This window comes from Streptomyces sp. NPDC037271, assembly GCF_055603605.1.
Map to the genome: position 1 here is coordinate 694,350 of NZ_JBVJVN010000001.1, position 19,597 is coordinate 713,946.

At 71.7% G+C, this 19,597-nt stretch carries 17 protein-coding genes; 11 read left to right on the forward strand and 6 right to left on the reverse strand.

Features of this window, described 5'->3' with window-relative positions; translation table 11 throughout:
• Nucleotides 1-6: 6 nt before the first annotated feature.
• Nucleotides 7-1,035: an ABC transporter permease gene (locus ACZ7G3_RS03215; protein ID WP_426523757.1), complete on the reverse strand. Its 1,029-nt coding sequence runs from the start codon at nt 1,033-1,035 to the stop codon at nt 7-9.
• Nucleotides 1,036-1,560: 525 nt separating this feature from the next.
• On the opposite strand from ACZ7G3_RS03215, the gene ACZ7G3_RS03220 reads away from it, so the two are divergent.
• The 5 genes from ACZ7G3_RS03220 to ACZ7G3_RS03240 are packed head-to-tail and all read left to right on the forward strand — an operon-like array spanning nt 1,561 to nt 7,213.
• Complete coding sequence (locus ACZ7G3_RS03220; protein ID WP_470923007.1) at nt 1,561-3,186, forward strand: peptide ABC transporter substrate-binding protein; 1,626 nt, start codon at nt 1,561-1,563, stop codon at nt 3,184-3,186.
• 9 nt (nt 3,187-3,195) lie between these two features.
• Nucleotides 3,196-4,119, forward strand: coding sequence for an ABC transporter permease (locus tag ACZ7G3_RS03225; RefSeq protein ID WP_470923008.1), 924 nt, complete (start codon nt 3,196-3,198; stop codon nt 4,117-4,119).
• The gene (locus tag ACZ7G3_RS03230) at nt 4,112-5,101 is read left to right on the forward strand and encodes an ABC transporter permease (RefSeq protein WP_470923009.1); all 990 of its coding nucleotides are present in this window, start codon (nt 4,112-4,114) and stop codon (nt 5,099-5,101) included. Before ACZ7G3_RS03225 ends, ACZ7G3_RS03230 begins: the two co-directional genes overlap by 8 nt.
• Before the next feature lie 8 nt (nt 5,102-5,109).
• The gene (locus tag ACZ7G3_RS03235) at nt 5,110-6,093 is read left to right on the forward strand and encodes an ABC transporter ATP-binding protein (RefSeq protein ID WP_470923010.1); all 984 of its coding nucleotides are present in this window, start codon (nt 5,110-5,112) and stop codon (nt 6,091-6,093) included.
• On the forward strand, nt 6,086-7,213 hold the full coding sequence (locus tag ACZ7G3_RS03240; protein WP_470923011.1) for an ABC transporter ATP-binding protein: 1,128 nt from the start codon (nt 6,086-6,088) through the stop codon (nt 7,211-7,213). The genes ACZ7G3_RS03235 and ACZ7G3_RS03240 overlap by 8 nt, the downstream gene beginning before the upstream one ends.
• A 100-nt stretch (nt 7,214-7,313) precedes the next feature.
• Here the strand turns inward: ACZ7G3_RS03240 and ACZ7G3_RS03245 are convergent, their stop codons facing one another.
• On the reverse strand, nt 7,314-9,455 hold the full coding sequence (locus tag ACZ7G3_RS03245) for a S9 family peptidase (protein WP_470923012.1): 2,142 nt from the start codon (nt 9,453-9,455) through the stop codon (nt 7,314-7,316).
• A gap of 190 nt (nt 9,456-9,645) precedes the next feature.
• On the opposite strand from ACZ7G3_RS03245, the gene ACZ7G3_RS03250 reads away from it, so the two are divergent.
• From ACZ7G3_RS03250 to ACZ7G3_RS03265, 4 genes are all read left to right on the forward strand, one after another.
• Nucleotides 9,646-9,840, forward strand: coding sequence for a hypothetical protein (locus ACZ7G3_RS03250; protein WP_030145837.1), 195 nt, complete (start codon nt 9,646-9,648; stop codon nt 9,838-9,840).
• Between the two features lie 312 nt (nt 9,841-10,152).
• Nucleotides 10,153-11,028 carry an N-acetyl-1-D-myo-inositol-2-amino-2-deoxy-alpha-D-glucopyranoside deacetylase gene (gene mshB / locus ACZ7G3_RS03255; RefSeq protein ID WP_470923013.1) on the forward strand — a complete coding sequence of 292 codons (876 nt, stop codon included), beginning with the start codon at nt 10,153-10,155 and terminating at the stop codon, nt 11,026-11,028.
• Entirely contained in the window at nt 11,025-11,447 is a 423-nt protein-coding gene (locus ACZ7G3_RS03260) for a DUF6113 family protein (RefSeq protein WP_426601373.1), read from the forward strand. The genes mshB and ACZ7G3_RS03260 overlap by 4 nt, the downstream gene beginning before the upstream one ends.
• 157 nt (nt 11,448-11,604) lie before the next feature.
• Nucleotides 11,605-13,911: a hypothetical protein gene (locus ACZ7G3_RS03265; protein WP_470923014.1), complete on the forward strand. Its 2,307-nt coding sequence runs from the start codon at nt 11,605-11,607 to the stop codon at nt 13,909-13,911.
• 104 nt (nt 13,912-14,015) lie between these two features.
• Here ACZ7G3_RS03265 and ACZ7G3_RS03270 read toward each other — a convergent pair whose 3' ends face one another.
• Both ACZ7G3_RS03270 and ACZ7G3_RS03275 read right to left on the reverse strand, forming a co-directional pair.
• Complete coding sequence (locus ACZ7G3_RS03270; protein ID WP_426601371.1) at nt 14,016-14,879, reverse strand: transglutaminase-like domain-containing protein; 864 nt, start codon at nt 14,877-14,879, stop codon at nt 14,016-14,018.
• Between the two features lie 52 nt (nt 14,880-14,931).
• Nucleotides 14,932-15,939 (reverse strand): GNAT family N-acetyltransferase, encoded by a 1,008-nt coding sequence (locus tag ACZ7G3_RS03275; protein WP_470923015.1) that lies wholly within the window; start codon nt 15,937-15,939, stop codon nt 14,932-14,934.
• Nucleotides 15,940-16,079: 140 nt separating this feature from the next.
• Between ACZ7G3_RS03275 and fdxA the strand changes: the two genes are divergently transcribed.
• Both fdxA and ACZ7G3_RS03285 read left to right on the forward strand, forming a co-directional pair.
• Nucleotides 16,080-16,400, forward strand: coding sequence for a ferredoxin (gene fdxA, locus ACZ7G3_RS03280; RefSeq protein ID WP_003973842.1), 321 nt, complete (start codon nt 16,080-16,082; stop codon nt 16,398-16,400).
• 124 nt (nt 16,401-16,524) lie between these two features.
• On the forward strand, nt 16,525-17,667 hold the full coding sequence (locus ACZ7G3_RS03285; RefSeq protein ID WP_470923016.1) for a bifunctional succinyldiaminopimelate transaminase/glutamate-prephenate aminotransferase: 1,143 nt from the start codon (nt 16,525-16,527) through the stop codon (nt 17,665-17,667).
• A gap of 123 nt (nt 17,668-17,790) precedes the next feature.
• Here ACZ7G3_RS03285 and ACZ7G3_RS03290 read toward each other — a convergent pair whose 3' ends face one another.
• Together ACZ7G3_RS03290 and ACZ7G3_RS03295 are read right to left on the reverse strand one after the other, a co-directional pair.
• Complete coding sequence (locus ACZ7G3_RS03290) at nt 17,791-18,237, reverse strand: ATP-binding protein (RefSeq protein WP_426601368.1); 447 nt, start codon at nt 18,235-18,237, stop codon at nt 17,791-17,793.
• 320 nt (nt 18,238-18,557) lie between these two features.
• Complete coding sequence (locus ACZ7G3_RS03295) at nt 18,558-19,574, reverse strand: heavy metal transporter (RefSeq protein ID WP_470923017.1); 1,017 nt, start codon at nt 19,572-19,574, stop codon at nt 18,558-18,560.
• Nucleotides 19,575-19,597: the final 23 nt, after the last annotated feature.

Consider the following 19,597-nt stretch of genomic DNA (forward strand, 5'->3'; position numbering starts at 1 on the left):
GACGGGTCAGCGCTTGGACTTCGGGTCGAGCGCGTCGCGCACCGAGTCGCCGAGCAGGTTGAAGGCGAGGACGAAGATCACCATCGAGAGGCCCGGGAAGAGCATGAAGGTGATGTCCTCGGTGTAGAACTGGGCGCCTCGCTGGATCATGACGCCCCAGTCCGGAGTCGGGTCGATCATGCCGACACCGAGGAAGGCCAGACCCGCCTCGGCGGTCACGAAGGCCGGGAGCATCAGCGTGGACTGGATGATGATCGGCGTCCACAGGTTGGGCAGCAGCTCCTTGAAGACGATCCGCATCGGCGAGGCGCCCGTGACCTTCGCGGCCTCCACGAACTCCCGCTCGCGCAGGCCGAGCACCTGACCGCGCAGCAGCCGGGCGAGGGAGGCCCAGCCGAAGCCGGACAGCACGATGATCAGGGAGACGGCTCGCAGCCAGGTCGGGATGTTCTCGTCGGGGGCGACGAAGAGGCCGTAGATGACCGGCATGAAGGCGATGAAGAACAGCGTGGACGGGAACGACAGCAGGATGTCGATCACCCGGCCGACGAGGTAGTCCGTCTTGCCGCCGAGGTAGCCCGCCGTGGTGCCGATCACGATGCCGAGCAGGGCGGTGACCAGCGTGGTGGCCACCGCGATGCCCAGCGACGTCCGGATGCCGTAGAGCAGGAAGGTGAAGACGTCCCGGCCGAGCTGCGGCTCGATGCCGAACCAGAACTCCGAGCTCATACCGCCGTTGGGGCCGGCCGGGTACGAGAAGGCGTCGAGCAGTTCGGGGCGCTGGCTGGCGTACGTGGTGTACGGGTCCTTGCCGTACAGCTTGGCTATGAGCGGCGCGGCGAGCGCGATCACGAAGAAGAAGATCACGATGCACGCGGATATGACGCCCGCGCGGTCGCGCTTGAAGCGCTTCCAGGCCAGGCGGCCCGGGGAGCGGCTCTCGCTGCCCTGAGGGGTGGTGGGCGTGGGCGACTTGGCGACGCTGTCGTCGGTCACCTCGAGCGGGGCAGCCGCTGCTGGAGTTGGGGGGGTCATGGTGCTCCTGGCCCAAGGGAGGGTCTGATGACTCCGCAGGGCGTCCCCCTACGGGCTACGCCGGACTTTTTCAACGCAATTCGTTCAAGGTCAATAAAAACCGGAGCGGCTTGGCTTTCTCTTTACCTTCTTTGCCTTTCCTTGGGTGAACCGTAGTTACGCGTGTAGCGTGCTGTGATCGATCTGTGCCCTGGGTCGGGCCAATCGGACCAATCAGGCAAGGCGTTCGTTATGCGGACTCCAGGTCGTCGAAATGTGTACACCCAGGGTTCGGATTCGAACGGTTCGGCATCGGATCGTGGAGATCCGTTGCGCCGATGTTCAAGATCCTTTAGCGGGGGGTCGCAGCCTCCGCCCCGACGCCCCGTCAGGAGCGGACGGCGGGATGTTGGGTTCCTCCAAAGGGAGGCCTGCGTGTGCGATGTGTGCCTTTTGCCCCGATGCTGACCCGTAATGGATCAGTGGACGAGTCAGTGGACGAGTCAGCGAACGAGCCGGACGCGGCAGGGCACGAGGAGGCACCCCATGCGCGGAGCCAGGCACGCCAGGTGGGCGGCATGCGCGGCGGCGGCAGCCCTCGCGGCGACCGCCTGCGGAGGCGGGGGCGGCAGCGGCGGAGACACGAGCGCGGTCCTCAGTTCCTCCTGGGGCGACCCGCAGAACCCGCTGGAGCCGGCCAACACCAACGAGGTGCAGGGCGGCAAGGTCCTCGACATGATCTTCCGGGGGCTGAAGAAGTACGACCCCGAGACCGGCGAGGCGCGGAACATGCTCGCCGAGAAGATCGAGACCTCCGACTCGCGGAACTTCACCATCACCGTCAAGGACGGCTGGACCTTCTCCAACGGCGAGAAGGTCACCGCCCAGTCCTTCGTGGACGCCTGGAACTACGGCGCGAGCCTCAGGAACAACCAGCGCAACGCCTACTTCTTCGCGTACATCGACGGCTACGACAAGACCCACCCGGCCAGCGGTGAGCAGAGCGCCGACACGCTCTCCGGGCTGAAGGTGACCGGGCCCCGCACCTTCACCGTCAGGCTGAGCCAGAAGTTCTCGACGTTCCCCGACACCCTCGGCTACCCCGCCTTCGCGCCGCTGCCCCGGGCCTTCTTCGACGACCACGACGCCTGGCTGAAGAAGCCGGTCGGCAACGGCCCGTACCTGGTGGACAACTACACCCGCGGCGCGCAGATGTCCCTGCGCAAGTGGGAGGAGTACCCGGGACCGGACAAGGCGCGGAACGGCGGCGTCGACCTCAAGGTCTACACCGACAACAACACCGCCTACACCGACCTGATGGCTGGCAACCTCGACCTCGTCGACGACGTCCCCGCCGCCCAGCTCAAGAACGTGAAGAAGGACCTCGGCGACCGGTACATCAACACCCCGGCCGGCATCATCCAGACACTCGCGTTCCCGTTCTACGACAACGACTGGAGCAGGCCCGGCTCCGAGAAGGTCCGCAAGGGCCTGTCCATGGCGATCGACCGCAAGCAGATCACGGACACGATCTTCCAGCAGACCCGCACCCCGGCCACCGACTGGACCTCACCCGTCCTCGGCGAGGACGGCGGCTACAAGGCAGGCCTCTGCGGCGAGGCCTGCGAGTACAGACCCGACGAGGCCAAGAAGCTGATCAGGGAAGGCGGCGGGCTGCCCGGCGGCCAGGTCAGGATCACGTACAACGCCGACACCGGATCCCACGGGCAGTGGGTCGACGCGGTCTGCAACTCCATCAACAACGCCCTGGACAACGACCGCGCCTGCGCGGGCAACCCGGTCGGCACCTTCGCCGACTTCCGCAACCAGATCACCGACCGCAAGATGAGCGGCCCCTTCCGCGCCGGCTGGCAGATGGACTACCCCCTCATCCAGAACTTCCTCCAGCCGCTCTACTACACCAACGCCTCCTCCAACGACGGCAAGTGGTCCAACGAGGAGTTCGACGACCTCGTCGACAAGGCGAACGCCGAGACCGACACCGCCAAGGCCATCGGCTTCTTCCAGCAGGCCGAGGAGGTCCTGAGGGACGAGATGGGGGCCATCCCGCTCTGGTACCAGAACGGCAGCGCGGGCTATTCGGAGCGGCTGTCCGACGTGGAGCTCAACCCGTTCAGCGTCCCCGTCTACAACGAGATCAAGGTCGGCTGAGGGGGCGCCATGGGACGCTACGTCGTCCGGCGGCTGCTCCAGATGATCCCGGTCTTCATCGGGGCCACGCTGCTGATCTTCCTGATGGTCAACGTGATGGGCGACCCCGTCGCGGGACTCTGCGGCGACCGGGAGTGCGACCCGGCGACCGCCGCGCGGCTGCGGCACGAGTTCGGCCTCGACCAGCCCGTGTGGCAGCAGTACGTCACCTACATGGGCAACGTCTTCACCGGCGACTTCGGCACCGCCTTCAACGGGCAGCCGGTCACCGAGCTGATGGGCACGGCGTTCCCGGTCACCATCCGGCTCACCGTCATCGCCATCGTCTTCGAGATCGTCGTCGGCATCGTCCTCGGCGTCGTCACCGGCCTGCGCCGCGGCCGCCCCGTCGACACCGGGGTCCTGCTGCTCACCCTGGTCGTCATCTCCGTCCCGACCTTCGTCACCGGCCTGCTGCTCCAGCTCCTGCTCGGCGTCAAGTGGGGATGGATCGCCCCCGCCGTCTCCACCGAGGCCCGCGTCGGCGAGCTGATCGTCCCCGGCCTGGTCCTCGCCTCGGTCTCCCTGGCGTACGTCACCCGGCTGACCCGCACCTCCATCGCGGAGAACCGGAGCTCCGACTACGTCCGCACCGCCATCGCCAAGGGCCTGCCCCGCCACCGGGTCGTCACCCGGCACCTGCTGCGCAACTCCCTGATCCCCGTCGTCACCTTCATCGGCACCGACATCGGCGCCCTGATGGGCGGCGCCATCGTCACCGAGCGGATCTTCAACATCCACGGTGTCGGCTACCAGCTCTACCAGGGCATCCTCCGGCAGAACACGCAGACCGTCGTCGGCTTCGTCACCGTCCTGGTCCTCGTCTTCCTCGTCGCGAACCTCCTCGTCGACCTCCTGTACGCCGTACTCGACCCGAGGATCCGCTATGCCTGAGCAGCAGCAGCCGTACGAGCCGGAGCGGGCCGTCGCCGGCACCGGCATGGGCGGGACGATGGACCTCGGCGCGAGCGAGGCGGTGACCCTCGAGAAGACCCCCGCCGGGCCGGACGGGACCGCCGGACCCCAGGACAAGCCCCGCAGCCTCTGGTCCGACGCCTGGCACGACCTGCGCCGCAACCCCGTCTTCGTCGTCTCGGCCCTGGTCATCCTCTTCCTGATCGTCATCTCCGTCTGGCCGTCCCTGATCGCCTCCGGCAGCCCCCTCAAGTGCGACCTGGCCAAGGCGCAGGAGGGCTCCCAGTCCGGCCACCCCTTCGGCTTCAACGGCCAGGGCTGCGACGTCTACACCCGCACCGTCTACGGCGCCCGCACGTCGGTGGCGGTCGGTGTCCTCGCCACGCTCGGCGTCGCCGTCCTCGGCAGTGTGCTCGGCGGACTCGCCGGGTTCTTCGGCGGCGCGTGGGACGCGGTCCTGTCCCGGATCACCGACGTCTTCTTCGCGATCCCGGTCGTCCTCGGCGGCCTGGTCCTGCTCTCCGTCATCACCAGCAACACCGTCTGGCCGGTCATCGGCTTCATCGTGCTGCTCGGCTGGCCGCAGATCTCCCGCATCGCCCGCGGCTCCGTCATCACCGCCAAGCAGAACGACTACGTCCAGGCCGCCCGCGCCCTCGGCGCCTCCCACTCCCGCCTCCTGCTGCGCCACATCGCGCCCAACGCCGTCGCCCCCGTCATCGTCGTCGCCACCATCGCGCTCGGCACCTACATCTCCCTGGAGGCGACCCTGTCCTTCCTCGGCGTCGGCCTCAAGCCGCCCAGCGTCTCCTGGGGCATCGACATCTCCGCCGCCGCCCCCTACGTACGCAACGCCCCGCACGCCCTGCTGTGGCCCTCCGGCGCCCTCGCCATCACCGTCCTCGCGTTCATCATGCTCGGCGACGCGGTGCGCGACGCCCTCGACCCGAAGCTGAGGTGAGCCGCCGCATGCTGCTCGAAGTGCGCGACCTGCACGTGGAGTTCCACACCCGGGACGGCGTCGCCAAGGCCGTCAACGGCGTCAGCTACGGCGTCGACGCGGGCGAGACGCTGGCCGTTCTCGGCGAGTCCGGCTCCGGCAAGTCCGTCACCGCCCAGACGGTCATGGGCATCCTCGACATGCCGCCGGGCCGGATCACCGCGGGCGAGGTCCTCTTCGAGGGCCGGGACCTGCTGAAGCTGAAGGAGGAGGAACGCCGGAAGGTCCGCGGTGCCGAGATGGCGATGATCTTCCAGGACGCGCTGTCGGCGCTGAACCCCGTCCTCACCGTCGGCGACCAGCTCGGCGAGATGTTCACCGTGCACCGCGGCATGTCCCGCAAGGACGCCCGGGCCAGGGCCGTCGAGCTGATGGACCGCGTCCGCATCCCGGCCGCGAAGGAGCGGGTGCGGCAGTACCCGCACCAGTTCTCCGGCGGCATGCGCCAGCGCATCATGATCGCGATGGCGATGGCCCTGGAACCGAAGCTCATCATCGCCGACGAACCGACCACCGCCCTCGACGTCACCGTCCAGGCCCAGGTCATGGAGCTGCTCGCGGAACTCCAGCGCGAGCTGCACATGGGCCTGATCCTCATCACCCACGACCTGGGCGTGGTCGCCGACGTCGCCGACAAGATCGCCGTGATGTACGCGGGCCGGATCGTGGAGACGGCGCCCGTCCACGACATCTACAAGGCGCCCGCCCACCCGTACACCCGCGGCCTGCTGGAGTCGATCCCGCGCCTGGACCAGAAGGGCCAGGAGCTCTACGCCATCAAGGGCCTGCCGCCCAACCTCACCCGCATTCCGCCCGGCTGCGCCTTCCACCCCCGCTGCCCGATGGTCCAGGACGTCTGCCGCACCGACGTACCGCCCCTCTACGACGTGACGGAGTCCGACGCGGAGCGGGGCAGCGCCTGCCACTTCTGGAGGGAGTGCCTGCATGGCTGAGCCGATCCTCGAGGTCAGGGGGCTGGTCAAGCACTACCCGCTGACCTCCGGCATCCTCTTCAAGAAGCAGGCCGGCGCGGTGAAGGCCGTCGACGGCGTCGACTTCGAACTGGCCCGCGGCGAGACCCTGGGCATCGTCGGCGAGTCCGGCTGCGGCAAGTCCACGGTGGCGAAGATGCTGGTGAACCTGGAACGGCCGACGGCGGGGGAGATCCGCTACAAGGGCGAGGACATCACCAAGCTCTCGGGCAAGGCCCTCAAGGCCGTACGCCGCAACATCCAGATGGTCTTCCAGGACCCCTACACCTCCCTCAACCCCCGCATGACGGTCGGCGACATCATCGGGGAGGCGTACGACATCCACCCGGAGGTGGCCCCGAAGGGCGACCGGCGCGGAAGGGTGCAGCACCTGCTGGACGTCGTCGGTCTCAACCCCGAGTACATCAACCGCTATCCGCACCAGTTCTCCGGCGGCCAGCGCCAGCGCATCGGCATCGCGCGGGGCCTCGCCCTGCGCCCGGAGATCATCGTCGCCGACGAACCGGTCTCGGCCCTCGACGTGTCCGTCCAGGCGCAGGTGATCAACCTGATGGGCAGGCTCCAGGGCGAGTTCGACCTGTCCTACATCTTCATCGCCCACGACCTGTCGATCGTCCGGCACATCTCGGACCGGGTCGCCGTGATGTACCTGGGCCGCATCGTGGAGACCGGCCGGGACGCCGAGATCTACGACCACCCGACCCACCCCTACACCCAGGCGCTGCTGTCCGCGGTGCCCGTGCCCGACCCGGAGGCCCGGGAGCACCGCGAGCGGATCATCCTGGCCGGCGACGTCCCGTCCCCGACCGACATCCCCTCCGGCTGCCGCTTCCGCACCCGCTGCTGGAAGGCCAGGGAGCGCTGCGCCCTGGAGGTACCGGCGCTCGCCGTGCCCGCCGAGTTCCGCACGGTCCCCGGCCCCGCGGCCCACGACTCGGCGTGCCACTTCGCGGAGACCCTGCCGATCTGGCGCTCCGCGCCGGGGCAGGTGGTGCCGCCGGAGGGGGACACGGAAGGCGGTGGGGGCGGTGGGGGCGGTGGAGAGGGTGAAGGCGGTGGGCACGGCAGCGGGCCGGGGTGACATGGCCCTCCCCGGCCCGCTCACGGCACCCGCACGGCCGCACGATGCTCAGCCTCGCGCGTCCGTATATCGGTGTCGATTCGATGAGGTTGCCCGCGTGTTAAGCGGTCGGCGCATCCCCGCGGCGCTGTGCCAGTGACCGCTTGAGGAAGTCCACCTGGAGCAGCAGCAGGTTCTCGGCGACCGACTCCTGCGGGGTCATGTGCGTGACGCCGGACAGCGGGACCACCTCGTGCGGGCGGCCGGCGGCCAGCAGGGCCGAGGACAGTCGCAGGGAGTGGGCGACCACCACGTTGTCGTCCGCCAGCCCGTGGATGATCATCATGGGGCGGTGCGGCTCGGCGGCGTCGACCAGGCCCGCGTCGTCGATCACCGAGTTGCGGCGGTAGACCTCCGGCTGCTCGTCCGGGTGGCCGACGTACCGTTCCTGGTAGTGGGTGTCGTAGAGGCGCAGGTCGGTGACCGGGGCGCCCACGACGGCGGCGTGGAAGACGTCCGGCCGGCGCACCGCCGCCAGGGCGGCCAGATAACCGCCGAACGACCAGCCGCGGATGGCGACGCGGCCCAGGTCGAGCGGGAAGTCGGCGGCGAGGGCCTGGAGCGCGTCCACCTGGTCCTGGAGGACCACCGCGGCGACGTCGTCCTTGATGGCCTTCTCCCAGGCGGGGGACCGCCCCGGAGTGCCCCGCCCGTCCGCGACGACCACCGCGAACCCCTGGTCGGCGAACCACTGCGAGGTGAGGTGGGCGTTGTGCGCGGCCACCACGCGCTGACCGTGCGGACCACCGTACGGGTCCAGGAGGACGGGGAGGGGGGTGTCACCGTGGTAGTCCCTTGGCATAAGCACGGCGCACGGGACACGGCGTGCGCCCCCCTGGGTGAGGGTCACGCGCGGGGACAAACCGGGGTCTTCGGCATGAGAGGTGACGATCGCCGCCGGCTTCCCGTCCCGCAGTACGTGAACCCGGGCACCCGGCCGGTCGAGAGTGGCGGAGACGAGAACGGTCACGCCCCCGGCACGCACCGCCGAGTGCACGCCGGGCTCCTGCGAGACGCGCTCCACGCCGAGCTCGTTCACCCGGTACACGTGCACTTCACCCGTCGCCGGCTCGGCCGCCTCCTCGCCGGCCGAAGCGGAAACCAGCACGTCGTCGCCGGAGACGTCCAGTACGGCCCGCAGATGCAACTGGGCTCCGGTGAGCGGTCGTTCACCGACCGCCAGGACCCGCGCGCCGCCCTCGTCGGCGATCCGCACGAGCTGCCCGGAGGGGCTCCAGCAGGGAACGCCGGGGAAGAGTTCCAGCCAAATTGGATCTTCATCGGCGTGCACCATCCGGGTCGCCCCGGACTCGGTGTCCACAGCCAGGAACAGCTGGCTGCGCTGGTCGCGCGCCTGTACGAGAAGGAGCGGCGCACCCGCAGCTGACCAGTGCACTCGCGCCAGATACGGATACCGCGCCCGGTCCCAGAGGACCTCCGTGCGCCCCCCGTCCAGCCCGAACGCGAACAGCCGTACGTCCGCGTTGGCGGTGCCCGCCGCCGGGTACCGCACGTGTTGTGGATCACGCTCGGGGTGGGCCGGGTCGGAGATCCACCAGCGGCTCACCGGCGTGTCGTCCACGCGCGCCACCAGCAGCCGGTCCGACTCCGGACCCCACCAGAAGCCCCGGCCGCGCCCCATCTCCTCGGCGGCGACGAACTCGGCGAGCCCGTAGGCGACGCCCTCCGCGTCCGGCTCGGCCAGCGCCCTGTCACCGTCCCCCTCGGCCCCCACGACCCGCAGCGCACCCTGGGCGACGTAGGCGATGTGCCGGCCGTCGGGGGAGGGGCGCGGGTCGATCACCGGTCCGGGGGTGGGCAGTTCGCGTGCCGTACCGGCCCGCAGCTCGGCCGTGAAGAGCCGCCCTGACAACGCGAAGGAGGCCAGCTCGACGGCCGCGTCGGTGGCGTAGCCGACGATGCCGGCGCCGCCTTCGCGGCTGCGCTCGCGCCGCGCCCGCTCCTCGGGCGACAGGTGCTCCTCCGCGCCGCCCAGGAGGGCGCGCGGGTCGGCGGCGACGCGCTCGCCGCCCTCCTCGACATCGAGGATCCACAGCGAGTTGGCCCGGTCCGTGCCGGTACCGGAGCGCAGGAAGGCGACCCGTGAACCGTCGGGCGCCACAGTGAACGAACGCGGCGCGCCGAGCGTGAACCGCTGGGTGCGGGCGTGCCGTTTGGGGAAGGAGTCGGACTCGGTCGTCATGCCCTGACCATATTGGCCATGCGCCCCCTTGTGCGGCTGTGCGCCGAGAGATGCGCGCGCATGGATAGTTATGATCACTGGCGCATGGTGGGTATCAACCAGATGCCCGCTGCGTGGATTTATCTGTCCCAAGGTTTCGACTGCGTCCGACCCCCCCCCATGTCCCTGGGCTTATTGGAGGTGAGCCGCCGTGGCACTCTCGATTTCGGCGGTTGTGCTGCTGGCGATCATCGTCTTCCTACTGGTCAAGAAGTCGGGGTTGAAGGCGGGGCACGCCGTCGTGTGCATGCTCCTCGGCTTCTACCTGGCCTCGTCGACGATCGCTCCCACGATCAGTGAGCTGACGACGAACATCGCGGGGATGATCGGCAGCATCAACTTCTGAGGGGGCGGCCCACTCCTCTGAAGGCGTGAACACTTCGACCTCATCGTCCTTGAGCCGCTCATTTGAGCGCCTGGAGGACAATCGGCGGAATGTGTTCACGCTTTGAGCGGAGTGCGCCCTCCTTCGCGGCCAACAGCCGCCGGATCAGCCCTCGACCGCGTAGGCACGAAACCGTCCCACGTGGCGGGCGCGAAGGCCGATCGGGGATCATCCACGCCTTTCGCGAGGAGGTCACCGTCGCGGAGTGGACGATTCCCACGGACGGTCTCCCGGGTTACAGGGACGGGGCCGACGCCTCTTAGGGTGGAGCCCATGACGGAACTCCCCGCCCGGCGTCTGCTGCTGGTGCACGCGCACCCGGACGACGAGTCGATCAACAACGGCGTCACCATGGCCAGGTACGCCGCCGAAGGCGCCCACGTGACGCTGGTGACCTGCACCCTCGGTGAGCGGGGTGAGGTCATCCCGCCCGAGCTGGCGCACCTGTCCGGAGCCGCCCTGGGCGGGTACCGCAGAGGGGAGCTGACGGCCGCGATGCGCGCGCTCGGCGTCGACGACTTCCGGCTGCTCGGCGGGCCGGGCCGGTTCGCCGACTCCGGGATGCTGGGACTGCCCGACAACGACGACCCCGGCTGCCTGTGGCAGGCCGACGTCGACCGGGCCGCCGAGCTCCTCGTCGAGGTGATCCGCGAGGTACGCCCCCAGGTCCTCGTCACCTACGACCCCGAGGGCGGATACGGCCACCCCGACCACATCCAGGCCCACCGCATCGCCATGCGCGCCGCCGAGCTGGCGGCCGAGGCGGGCTGCCCGGTCGCCAAGGTCTACTGGAACCGCGTGCCGCGCACCGTCGCGGAGGACGCCTTCGCCCGCCTCCGCGACGAGCTGCCCGGCCTGCCCTTCGAGAAGGCGGCCGGCGTCGAGGACGTACCGGGTGTCGTCGACGACGAACGGATCACCACCGAGATCCGCGGTGAGGGCAGCGCGAACGCCGCCAAGACCGCCGCCATGAGCGCGCACGCCACGCAGATCACCGTGGCCGGACGGTACTTCGTCCTCTCCAACGAACTGGCCCAGCCGGTCTTCACCACCGAGTACTACGAACTGGTCCGCGGCGAGCGGGCCGGCGACGATGACGGGCGCGAGAGCGACCTGTTCGCCGGAATCGAGACCGAGGAGGCGCCGTGAGCGGGCGTACCGAGCCGACGACCTCGGCCCTGGCCCAGCCGCTGCGCGCGCCGTCCCTCGGGCGGGTCGCCCTCTACCTGGGGCTCTTCGTGCTCGGCGCCGTCGTCGGAGCGGCGGGGGCGCTGGTGCAGCCGGGATGGTTCCCGGGCGGGCTGCTGCTCGCGCTGGCCGCCGAGGCGGGACTCTGCCTCGGCGCGGGCCGGGCCGTCGGACGCCGGGGCGGGGCCGTCGCGCCCGCCGTCGGATGGGGCCTTGCCGTGATCCTGCTGACCACCAGCCGTCCCGAGGGCGACTTCCTCTTCGCCGCCGGCAGCGGCACCTACCTGTTCCTGCTCGGCGGGATCGCTCTCGCTGTGATCTGCGCCACCCTCGCGCCGGTGCGGCAACCGGACGGCGACGCCGTCCGACTTCGCAAGTGACGTACTACTTCGCCATGACGCGGGCGTGCGAGTCCGGTGTGGGTTTCCCCATCGGTCAAGGAATACGCGTCAGACGTGGCCAGTATGGTGGTGCGCGCCGCCGAGCCGCCCGCTGTGAAGGTGTGACGGGCGGCGGAGCCAACCGGGAGAACCTGCCTTGAGTCGTGAAACTGACAGTTCGTCCTCCGGGCCCCACGGGCGCGGCGGAGCCGCATACCCCTCGGGCACCCCGCCCTACGGGACACCCATGGCTTCCGACGCCGGTGCGGACGCGGGCCGTTCGGCCTCGCGGCCGGAGGACCGCAAGACCGAGACGACGCTGACGACGCGCATCCGGATCAACATCCCCGGATCACGGCCCATTCCGCCGGTCGTCGTGCGCAAGCCCGTCGCGGGCGCCGAGGACGCCCCCGGTGACACGGAGACGACGGCCGAGTGGACCGCGCCGGCGCCGAGCGCCGCCGCGCCGCCCGCGAGCGCCGTCGAGACTCCCGCCGAGCCCGAGCAGCACGCCCGGCCCGGCGAGGACAAGCCGACCAGCGACTGGTTCGCGCCGCGCAAGTCCGGCTCCGGCAAGGGCACTCCGGGCGGCGGCTCCACCAACGGCGCCGGTCTGCCCGGCGGTTCGGGCCCGGCGGTCGCCGGTACGCCGGGCGCGGCTCCCGCGGGCCCCGGTACCGGCAGTGGTGCGCGACCGGGCGGCGGGAGTGCCCGTCCCGGTGGCGTCGTCGGCTCCATGAACGTGCCGGGCGGTTCCCGCCCCGGCTCCGCCAAGGGCGCCGGCCTCTCCGGGGCGACCGGCGGACCCGTGGCGCCCGGCCACGGCGGCGGCACCGGCTCCTTCGACGTGACCGAGGCACTGGGGGCGGGGCCGCTGGGCAACAGCAACAGCAACAGCAACGGCAACGGCAGCCGCCCGGGTGCCGGCAGCGGCACCGAACCGCGCCGCGACGACCCGCCGTTCTTCTCCGGGAGCGGTCAGGGCGGCCAGGGCTCCGGCTCCGGCAGTGCGCACAGCGGCCCGAACGGGCAGTCCCCGTACGGCGACACCCGCGGCCCCGCGGGCCCGACCAGCGGCCCGGTCACCGGGGACAGCGCGCTGACGCCGCCCCCGGCCGGCGGTCTCGGCGGCCCCGGCGCGTCCGACGGGCAGCGCGGGCCCGCATCCCACGGCCTGCGCGGTCCGGGTGGCCCCGGCGGCCCCGGCGGACCGGGTGGCCCCGGCGACGGCCTGAGCGGGTCACTCGGCGGCGGTCTCGGCGGCGGTCTCAGTGGCGGTCTCAGCGACGACACCGCGATCCTCACCCCGCAGAAGCCGGCCCCCGAGCCGGGCACCCCCGGCTACGGCAACCCGGACAACGTCTCCGGCAACACCGTCACCAGCGGCATCCCCGTCGTGCCGACCGACCGGAACGCGCCGTTCCAGGGCGCGTCCGCCGACGGGCCGCGGCCGCACACGCCCCCGAAGCTGCCCGAGCCGGTCTCCGCGCCCCCGGCGAGCTCCGCCAAGCCGGCCAAGAAGAAGGGGCGCGGGAAGCTCTCCCTGCTCGTCGGCGGCCTGGTCGTGATCGCCGGCGTCACCTACGGCGCCGGCCTGCTCATGAACCGCTCCGACGTGCCGAAGGGCACCACCGTGCTCGGCGTCGACATCGGCGGCAGTACCCGCGACGACGCCGTCGAGAAGCTGGACGACGTCCTCGCCGCCCGCGCGAGCAAGCCGCTCAAGCTCACGGTGGGCGGCGAGACCGTCTCCCTGAAGCCGGACCAGGCGGGACTCCAGCTCGACACGCAGGCCACGGCCAGCGCGGCGGCGACGAGCGACTACAACCCGGTCTCCGTGATCGGCTCGCTCTTCGGGCAGCAGCGGGTCGTCGACCCGGTCATGCCCGTCGACGAGGAGAAGCTGCACGCCGCCCTGGAGGACGCCGCCGGCGGGGCCGGGTCGGTGACCGAGGGCACCATCAGGTTCGAGGCGGGCAAGGCCGTCCCGGTGTACGGCAAGGCCGGCACGGGCATAGACGTCGACAAGTCGACCGAGGCCGTGCAGGCGGCGTACCGCGCCCAGGTGGAGACGGGCACCGCCACCCCCGTGAACGTGCCGACCACCACCCAGCAGCCCACGGTCTCCAAGGCCGAGGTCGACCGGATGATGAAGGAGTTCGCCGAGCCGGCGATGTCGGCCAAGGTGACCGTGCGGACCGACGCCGGGCCCGCCGTCCCGATGAGCCCGGAGAAGTCCCTGTGGAAGTTCCTCCGGGTCACCTCCGTCAACGGCAAGCTGGTCGACAAGCCCGACCTGAAGGCCCTCGAGGACCTCTACGGCGGGGCGTTCGACGGTGTGCTCATCACCCGAGCCAACGGTGAGAAGACGCCCGTCACCCCCGAGGACGTCTACGGCGCCCTGCGCCAGGCCCTGAAGAGCAAGACCGACCGCGTCGCGGTCATCGAGACCAACCCCAGCTGACGCCACTCACGAGGGGGCGCCCGGCGAGTGCCGGGCGCCCCCTGGGCGCAGGCAGGTGCTCAGTCCGTCGGTGTCCAGTCCGTCGGTGTCAGTCCATCGGTGTTTCAGTTCAGCATCGCCCGGGCCGCCCGCGCCTCCCCCCGCACCTGCTCCGCGACCGCCTCGTCCACCGCCCCCACGACGTCCGCGTACGCCTCCAGCTCCCCGGCCCCCGCCGAGAACTCCCCCCGCCGCACCAGCAACCGAGCCCGCTCGTACCGCAACCGCGCCGCGTGCGCCGGCAGCAGCAACGCCAGCTCGATCGCCCACAGGGCGACGTCCGACCGCTCCGGCCGGGCCGCCGCCCACGCCCGGACGTTGTTCAGGATGCGCGACACCACCTCCAGCGGCGCCGCCGGCTCCAGCATCGACGGCCGCAGGGCGGCCCCCGTCGCCCCCGCCACCAGCACCTCCGCGTCGTTCCCGCTGAGCACCCGGCCCCCGTCGAACGGATCGGCGAGCACCCGCTCCTCCTCCGGCCCGAACTCCGGCCCGAACCCGACCACGAAGTGCCCCGGCAGCGCGACCCCGTACACCGGCGCCCCCGCCCGCCGGGCGACCTCCAGCCACACCACCGACAGCAGGATCGGCAGCCCGCGCCGGCGCCGCAGCACCTCGTGCAGCAACGACGACTCCAGCCGCTGGTAGTCCGCGGCGGCCCCCTGGAACCCGTACCGACCGCCGAGCAGGTCCCGCAGCGCCGCCGCCCAGGCCCGCGGCGTGCCCGGCCGGAACGGCAGCTGTCCGGCGAGCCGGTCGAGCTCCATCTGCGCGGCGTCCAGCCCCGCCTCGTCCAGCGCCCCGTCCGCCTCCGCGCCCACCAGCAGGCACAGCGTGGCCAGGTCGGGACGCTCGGACCGCGCCTCTTCGGCGAACCGCCGCCGCAGCTCGGCGGAGCGTTCCGGGGACGGGGGACGGGGATGACGCATAGCTGGCTCGTGCCCTTTCACGGCGATCGGTTACCGGTCCGCCGGCGACCGGTTACCGGTCCGCCCCGGAACCCGCGGGCTCCCGGTAGTGGTGGTAGGAGTGGTGCGCGGCGAAGCCCATCCCGGCGTACAGCGCCCGCGCCTCCGCGTTGTCCGTCTCCACCTGGAGGCATGCCGCCGACGCCCCCTCGTCGAGCGCCCGCCGGGCCAGGGCGGCCATGACGGTGGTCGCGAGTCCCCGGCGCCGCTGCGCGGGGTCGACCTCGACGGCCGCGAAGGAGGCCCACCGCCCGTCCACGGCACACCGCCCGATCGCCGCCGGGACGTCCGCCCCGGGCACCGTCGCGAACCACACCGATTCTCCGCCGCCGAGCACCCTCAGGGCCACGTCACTCACGCCCTTGCGCCGGTACCGCGCCAGCCACGCCTCGTCCGCCTCCCGGGACAGGACCACACCGGCCCCCTCCGCCAGGTCGGCGACCGGAGCCAGAGCACCGGTCCACACCTCGGCCGTCACCTCCCGCACCCAGCCGCGCCGCTCCAGCTCCGCGCACAGCAGCTCCTGCGTGCCCGCGGCCCCGGTGGCGGTCTGGACGTACGCGGGCAGGCCGCGTGCGCCGTACCAGCGGCGTACGGCGGTCAGTGCCTCGTCGAGCGGCAGCCCCGGATCGCCGAGCGGCAGTACGGAGTTGGCCCGCCGGGTGAAGCCGGCGGCGGCCCGCAGCTCCCACGCGCCGAGCCGCTCGCTCTCCACCGGCCGCCAGGCCCGCGCGGCGACCCGCGCCAGCTCCTCGTAGGAGGCGGCGGGCCCGCGTCGGCGCGCGGGCGCCGGCGGCACGACCTTCCCGGCGACCAGCGCGGCCTCCGCGACACGCACGGATTCCCCGCTCTTCTTTGTGATCAGCAGCACACCGTCGTCCCATGATGTGAGAACGCCCACGGTGTCGGTGAACTTCTCACCCGGGGCACCAGCATCGCTCAAGCGCCGGACGGAGACTCGTTTGCCCACGTCAGAAGCGGTGATACGGACCTCGAGACGTCCTGCGGCAGAGATTTCCACGGGTCGGTTCACCCCTCCTGTTCGGATCATGCCCAAGAACGGAGATACTAGAGGCGGGCATCGACGACGCCGCGCTCCCGCGCGCCAGGCGGCGGAGCCTGAGGAGGCCCGCCAGCGCCCAATCGAGGAGGAACGACAGCGTGACCTACGTCATCGCGCAGCCTTGTGTCGACGTGAAGGACAAGGCGTGCATCGAGGAGTGCCCGGTCGACTGCATCTACGAGGGCCAGCGGTCCTTGTACATCCACCCGGACGAATGCGTCGACTGTGGTGCCTGTGAGCCGGTCTGCCCGGTCGAGGCGATCTTCTACGAGGACGACACTCCGGAGGAGTGGAAGGACTACTACAAGGCGAACGTCGAGTTCTTCGACGAGCTCGGCTCGCCCGGTGGTGCCAGCAAGCTGGGGCTGATCGAGCGCGACCACCCCTTCGTCGCCGCACTGCCGCCGCAGAACCAGTAGGAGCGGCCCGCGCCGCACCACCTCGGTCCCGTACGGCTGATCGCTCCCGATCGGTGCCGTGCGGGACCGAGGCGTTTCCCCGCGCCGACCGCGCCGGCCGCATCGAGAAAGTGAGCCAGTAACCGTGTCCGCAGTCTCCGACCCCCCGCCCGCCGCCCGCCGCCCTTCCACGGAGTCGCTGCGCGACCGCCTTCCGGCCTTCCCCTGGGACAGGCTGGAGCCGTACAAGAAGACGGCTGCCGCGCATCCGGACGGCATCGTCGACCTCTCCGTCGGCACCCCGGTCGACCCGGTCCCCGAGCTGATCCAGAAGGCCCTGACCGACGCGGCGGACTCCCCGGGCTACCCGACCGTCTGGGGCACCCCGGCACTGCGCGACGCGATCACCGGCTGGGTCGGGCGCCGCCTCGGCGCCCGCGACGTCACCCACCGCCACGTCCTGCCCGTCGTCGGCTCCAAGGAACTCGTCGCCTGGCTCCCGACCCAGCTGGGCCTCGGCCCCGGTGACAGGGTCGCGTTCCCCCGCCTGGCCTACCCGACGTACGAGGTCGGCGCGCGCCTGGCCCGCGCGGAGTACGAGGCGTACGACGACCCCACCGAGCTGGACCCGGCGGGCCTGAGGCTGCTGTGGCTCAACTCCCCGTCGAACCCGACCGGCAAGGTGCTGTCCAAGGCCGACCTGACCCGGATCGTGGCCTGGGCCCGCGAGCACGGCGTCCTCGTCGTCTCCGACGAGTGCTACCTCGAGCTGGGCTGGGAGGCCGACCCCGTCTCCGTCCTGCACCCGGACGTCAACGGCGGCTCGTACGACGGCCTGGTCGCCGTCCACTCGCTCTCCAAGCGCTCCAACCTCGCCGGCTACCGGGCGGCCTTCCTGGCGGGCGACCCGGCCGTCCTGGGCCCCCTGCTGGAGATCCGCAAGCACGGCGGCATGATGACCTCGGCGCCGACCCAGGCGGCCGTGGTGGCGGCCCTCGGCGACGACGAGCACGTCCGCGTCCAGCGCGAGCGCTACGCGGCCCGCCGCACGGCCCTGCGTGAGGCGCTCCTCGGCCACGGCTTCCGCGTCGAGCACAGCGAGGCCAGCCTCTACCTCTGGGCGACCCGCGACGAGTCCTGCTGGGACACGGTGGCCCACCTGGCCGAGCGCGGCATCCTGGTGGCCCCCGGCGACTTCTACGGCCCGGCGGGCGGGAACTTCGTCCGCGTGGCCTTCACCGCGACGGACGACCGCGTCCGCGCGGCGGTCCGACGCCTGGGGGCCTGACGGCTGACGCCCGCCCGCCGGGCAGCGCGCCGGGCGACTCCCGTCCGCCGCGCCGGCGCAGGCACGCAAAGCGCCGGGACCCAGGAAGCGAACCCTGGGTCCCGGCGCCGTACGGTCAGGTGATCAGCCGATCGGCAGGCCCTGCACGGGCAGACCGCCCTTGCCCAGCGCGCCCTTGCCCAGCGCGTCCGTCGGCAGCCCGCCCTTCGTGGCCGTCTGCGCCGTGTCACCGATGATGTCCCCGGCGGAGCCCGCCGCGTCCCCGGCGGCCTTCTGCGCCACCGGCGTGGCCTTCTTGACGACCGAGCCACCGGCCTTGCCCGCGGCCGGCACGCCCTGCTGGACGGCCTTGCCGCCGGTCTCGCCCGCGGTCTCGGTGACGTTCTGGGCCGCGGAGTCGACGGTGTTGCCGACGTTCGCCCCGTCCAGGGCGGTCAGTCCCCCGAGGTTCGGGGTGGCCGGCAGTTCGGCAGCCGCGCTGGCGGAGCCGGCCGCACCGACCCCGGCAGCCGCTCCCGCTGCGACGAGCAGCGCGGCACGGGCGATCCGGCGGGTCAGGGGGAGGGACATGATGCTCCTTCGACGGAAGTCAGTGATGAGGAAATCGACCGCGTCCGGTTGGTGATCGACCGGCTCGGACGCAGTGACTACCGCTCGAAGGCCACGAAGGTTGCGGCGGCCCAACGTAAAGAGTTGGTAATGCGTCGCATTATCAGGTGCCCCGAAAAACGGGCAAAAGGGCTGCGGCTGGAAAGTCTGACGAATCCTTACAGCCCTTGATCCTCCTGGGCTCCGGCGGATTCCGGGGTGACGGGGCGAAGGCGGCGCACCGCGTCGACGTGACGCCCCCGCGGGTAACTCCCCGGAGTGACGGCTCGTACGGGTGAGCGCTACCGCGCGGACGTGATCCGGACCGCTCCCGCGGCCCGCTCCGCGCCCCCCGCGCCGCCGGCGTCCGTCGGGTACCACTTGCTGTCGGTGTTCCCCGCGGTCCACTCCCGGCCCGCGTACGAGACCCGTTCGATGCGCAGCTGCGAGGCGTTGGCCACCGCCCAGTGCGCCAACTGCCAGCCGCGCCGCCCGGGGTGCCCCTCGGCACCCGGGCCGGCGGTCACGGGCAGCGTCACGGTCCGCCCGTCGGAGCCGCCCGCGGTACCGGCGGGTCCCGAGGTGCCCGCGGACGGCGACGGCGACGGTGACGGCGAGGCCGGGGACGCCGCCGAGGCGCCGTCCACCGCCGCGCCGGCCGGCCGGAGCACGTCCTGCCCGAAGTCCCGCACGAGCGCCGCCCGGACCGCGCCCGGTCCCTGCGCCCGGGCCGCGCCCGGACGTCCCTCGCAGGTCAGCGTCGCCGCGGACCGTCCGGTCAGCGCGGCGGCGAGCAGCGCGGCGTCCGGTTCGTGCTTGGCGTACGCCTGGGGGAATCCGCTGCGCTGCACACGCTGGGCGGCGACGGTGAGCGGGAGGCGCGTGTAGCCGGGCACCTCGACCAGATGCTCGTAGAACAGGCCCGCCGAGTACGCCGGGTCCATGATCTCCTCCGGAGTGCCCCAGCCCTGCGAGGGGCGCTGCTGGAACAGGCCCAGCGAGTCGCGGTCGCCGTGGTCGATGTTGCGCAGCGACGACTCCTGCAGCGCGGTCGCCAGCGCGATCGTCACCGCCCGCTCCGGCAGGTCGCGCGCGGTGCCCACGGCGGTGATCGTCGCCGCGTTCGCCGCCTGCTCCGGCGTGAACTCGTAGGTCGCGCCGCCGTCCTCGCCCGAGACGACCTTGCAGCCCGGAGCGCCCGCGCCTCCGGTGACGTACTGCACCGCGAGGTAACCGGCGACCGCGAGCAGGACCACGGAGGCCGCGCCGGAACGGAGCAGACGGCCACGGCGTTTACGGGTTGGCGACGGCTGAAGCACGCGTACAAGGTACTGGAGGGCAG

What these genes read in the sequence shown, in the direction of transcription:
- ACZ7G3_RS03235 (WP_470923010.1), top strand. Translation starts at nt 5,110, where the DNA reads ATGCTGCTCGAAGTGCGCGACCTGCACGTGGAGTTCCACACCCGGGAC.
- ACZ7G3_RS03245 (WP_470923012.1), bottom strand. Translation starts at nt 9,455, where the DNA reads ATGACGACCGAGTCCGACTCCTTCCCCAAACGGCACGCCCGCACCCAG.
- ACZ7G3_RS03270 (WP_426601371.1), bottom strand. Translation starts at nt 14,879, where the DNA reads ATGCGTCATCCCCGTCCCCCGTCCCCGGAACGCTCCGCCGAGCTGCGG.
- ACZ7G3_RS03290 (WP_426601368.1), bottom strand. Translation starts at nt 18,237, where the DNA reads ATGTCCCTCCCCCTGACCCGCCGGATCGCCCGTGCCGCGCTGCTCGTC.
- ACZ7G3_RS03215 (WP_426523757.1), bottom strand. Translation starts at nt 1,035, where the DNA reads ATGACCCCCCCAACTCCAGCAGCGGCTGCCCCGCTCGAGGTGACCGAC.
- mshB (WP_470923013.1), top strand. Translation starts at nt 10,153, where the DNA reads ATGACGGAACTCCCCGCCCGGCGTCTGCTGCTGGTGCACGCGCACCCG.
- ACZ7G3_RS03230 (WP_470923009.1), top strand. Translation starts at nt 4,112, where the DNA reads ATGCCTGAGCAGCAGCAGCCGTACGAGCCGGAGCGGGCCGTCGCCGGC.
- ACZ7G3_RS03240 (WP_470923011.1), top strand. Translation starts at nt 6,086, where the DNA reads ATGGCTGAGCCGATCCTCGAGGTCAGGGGGCTGGTCAAGCACTACCCG.
- ACZ7G3_RS03220 (WP_470923007.1), top strand. Translation starts at nt 1,561, where the DNA reads ATGCGCGGAGCCAGGCACGCCAGGTGGGCGGCATGCGCGGCGGCGGCA.
- ACZ7G3_RS03225 (WP_470923008.1), top strand. Translation starts at nt 3,196, where the DNA reads ATGGGACGCTACGTCGTCCGGCGGCTGCTCCAGATGATCCCGGTCTTC.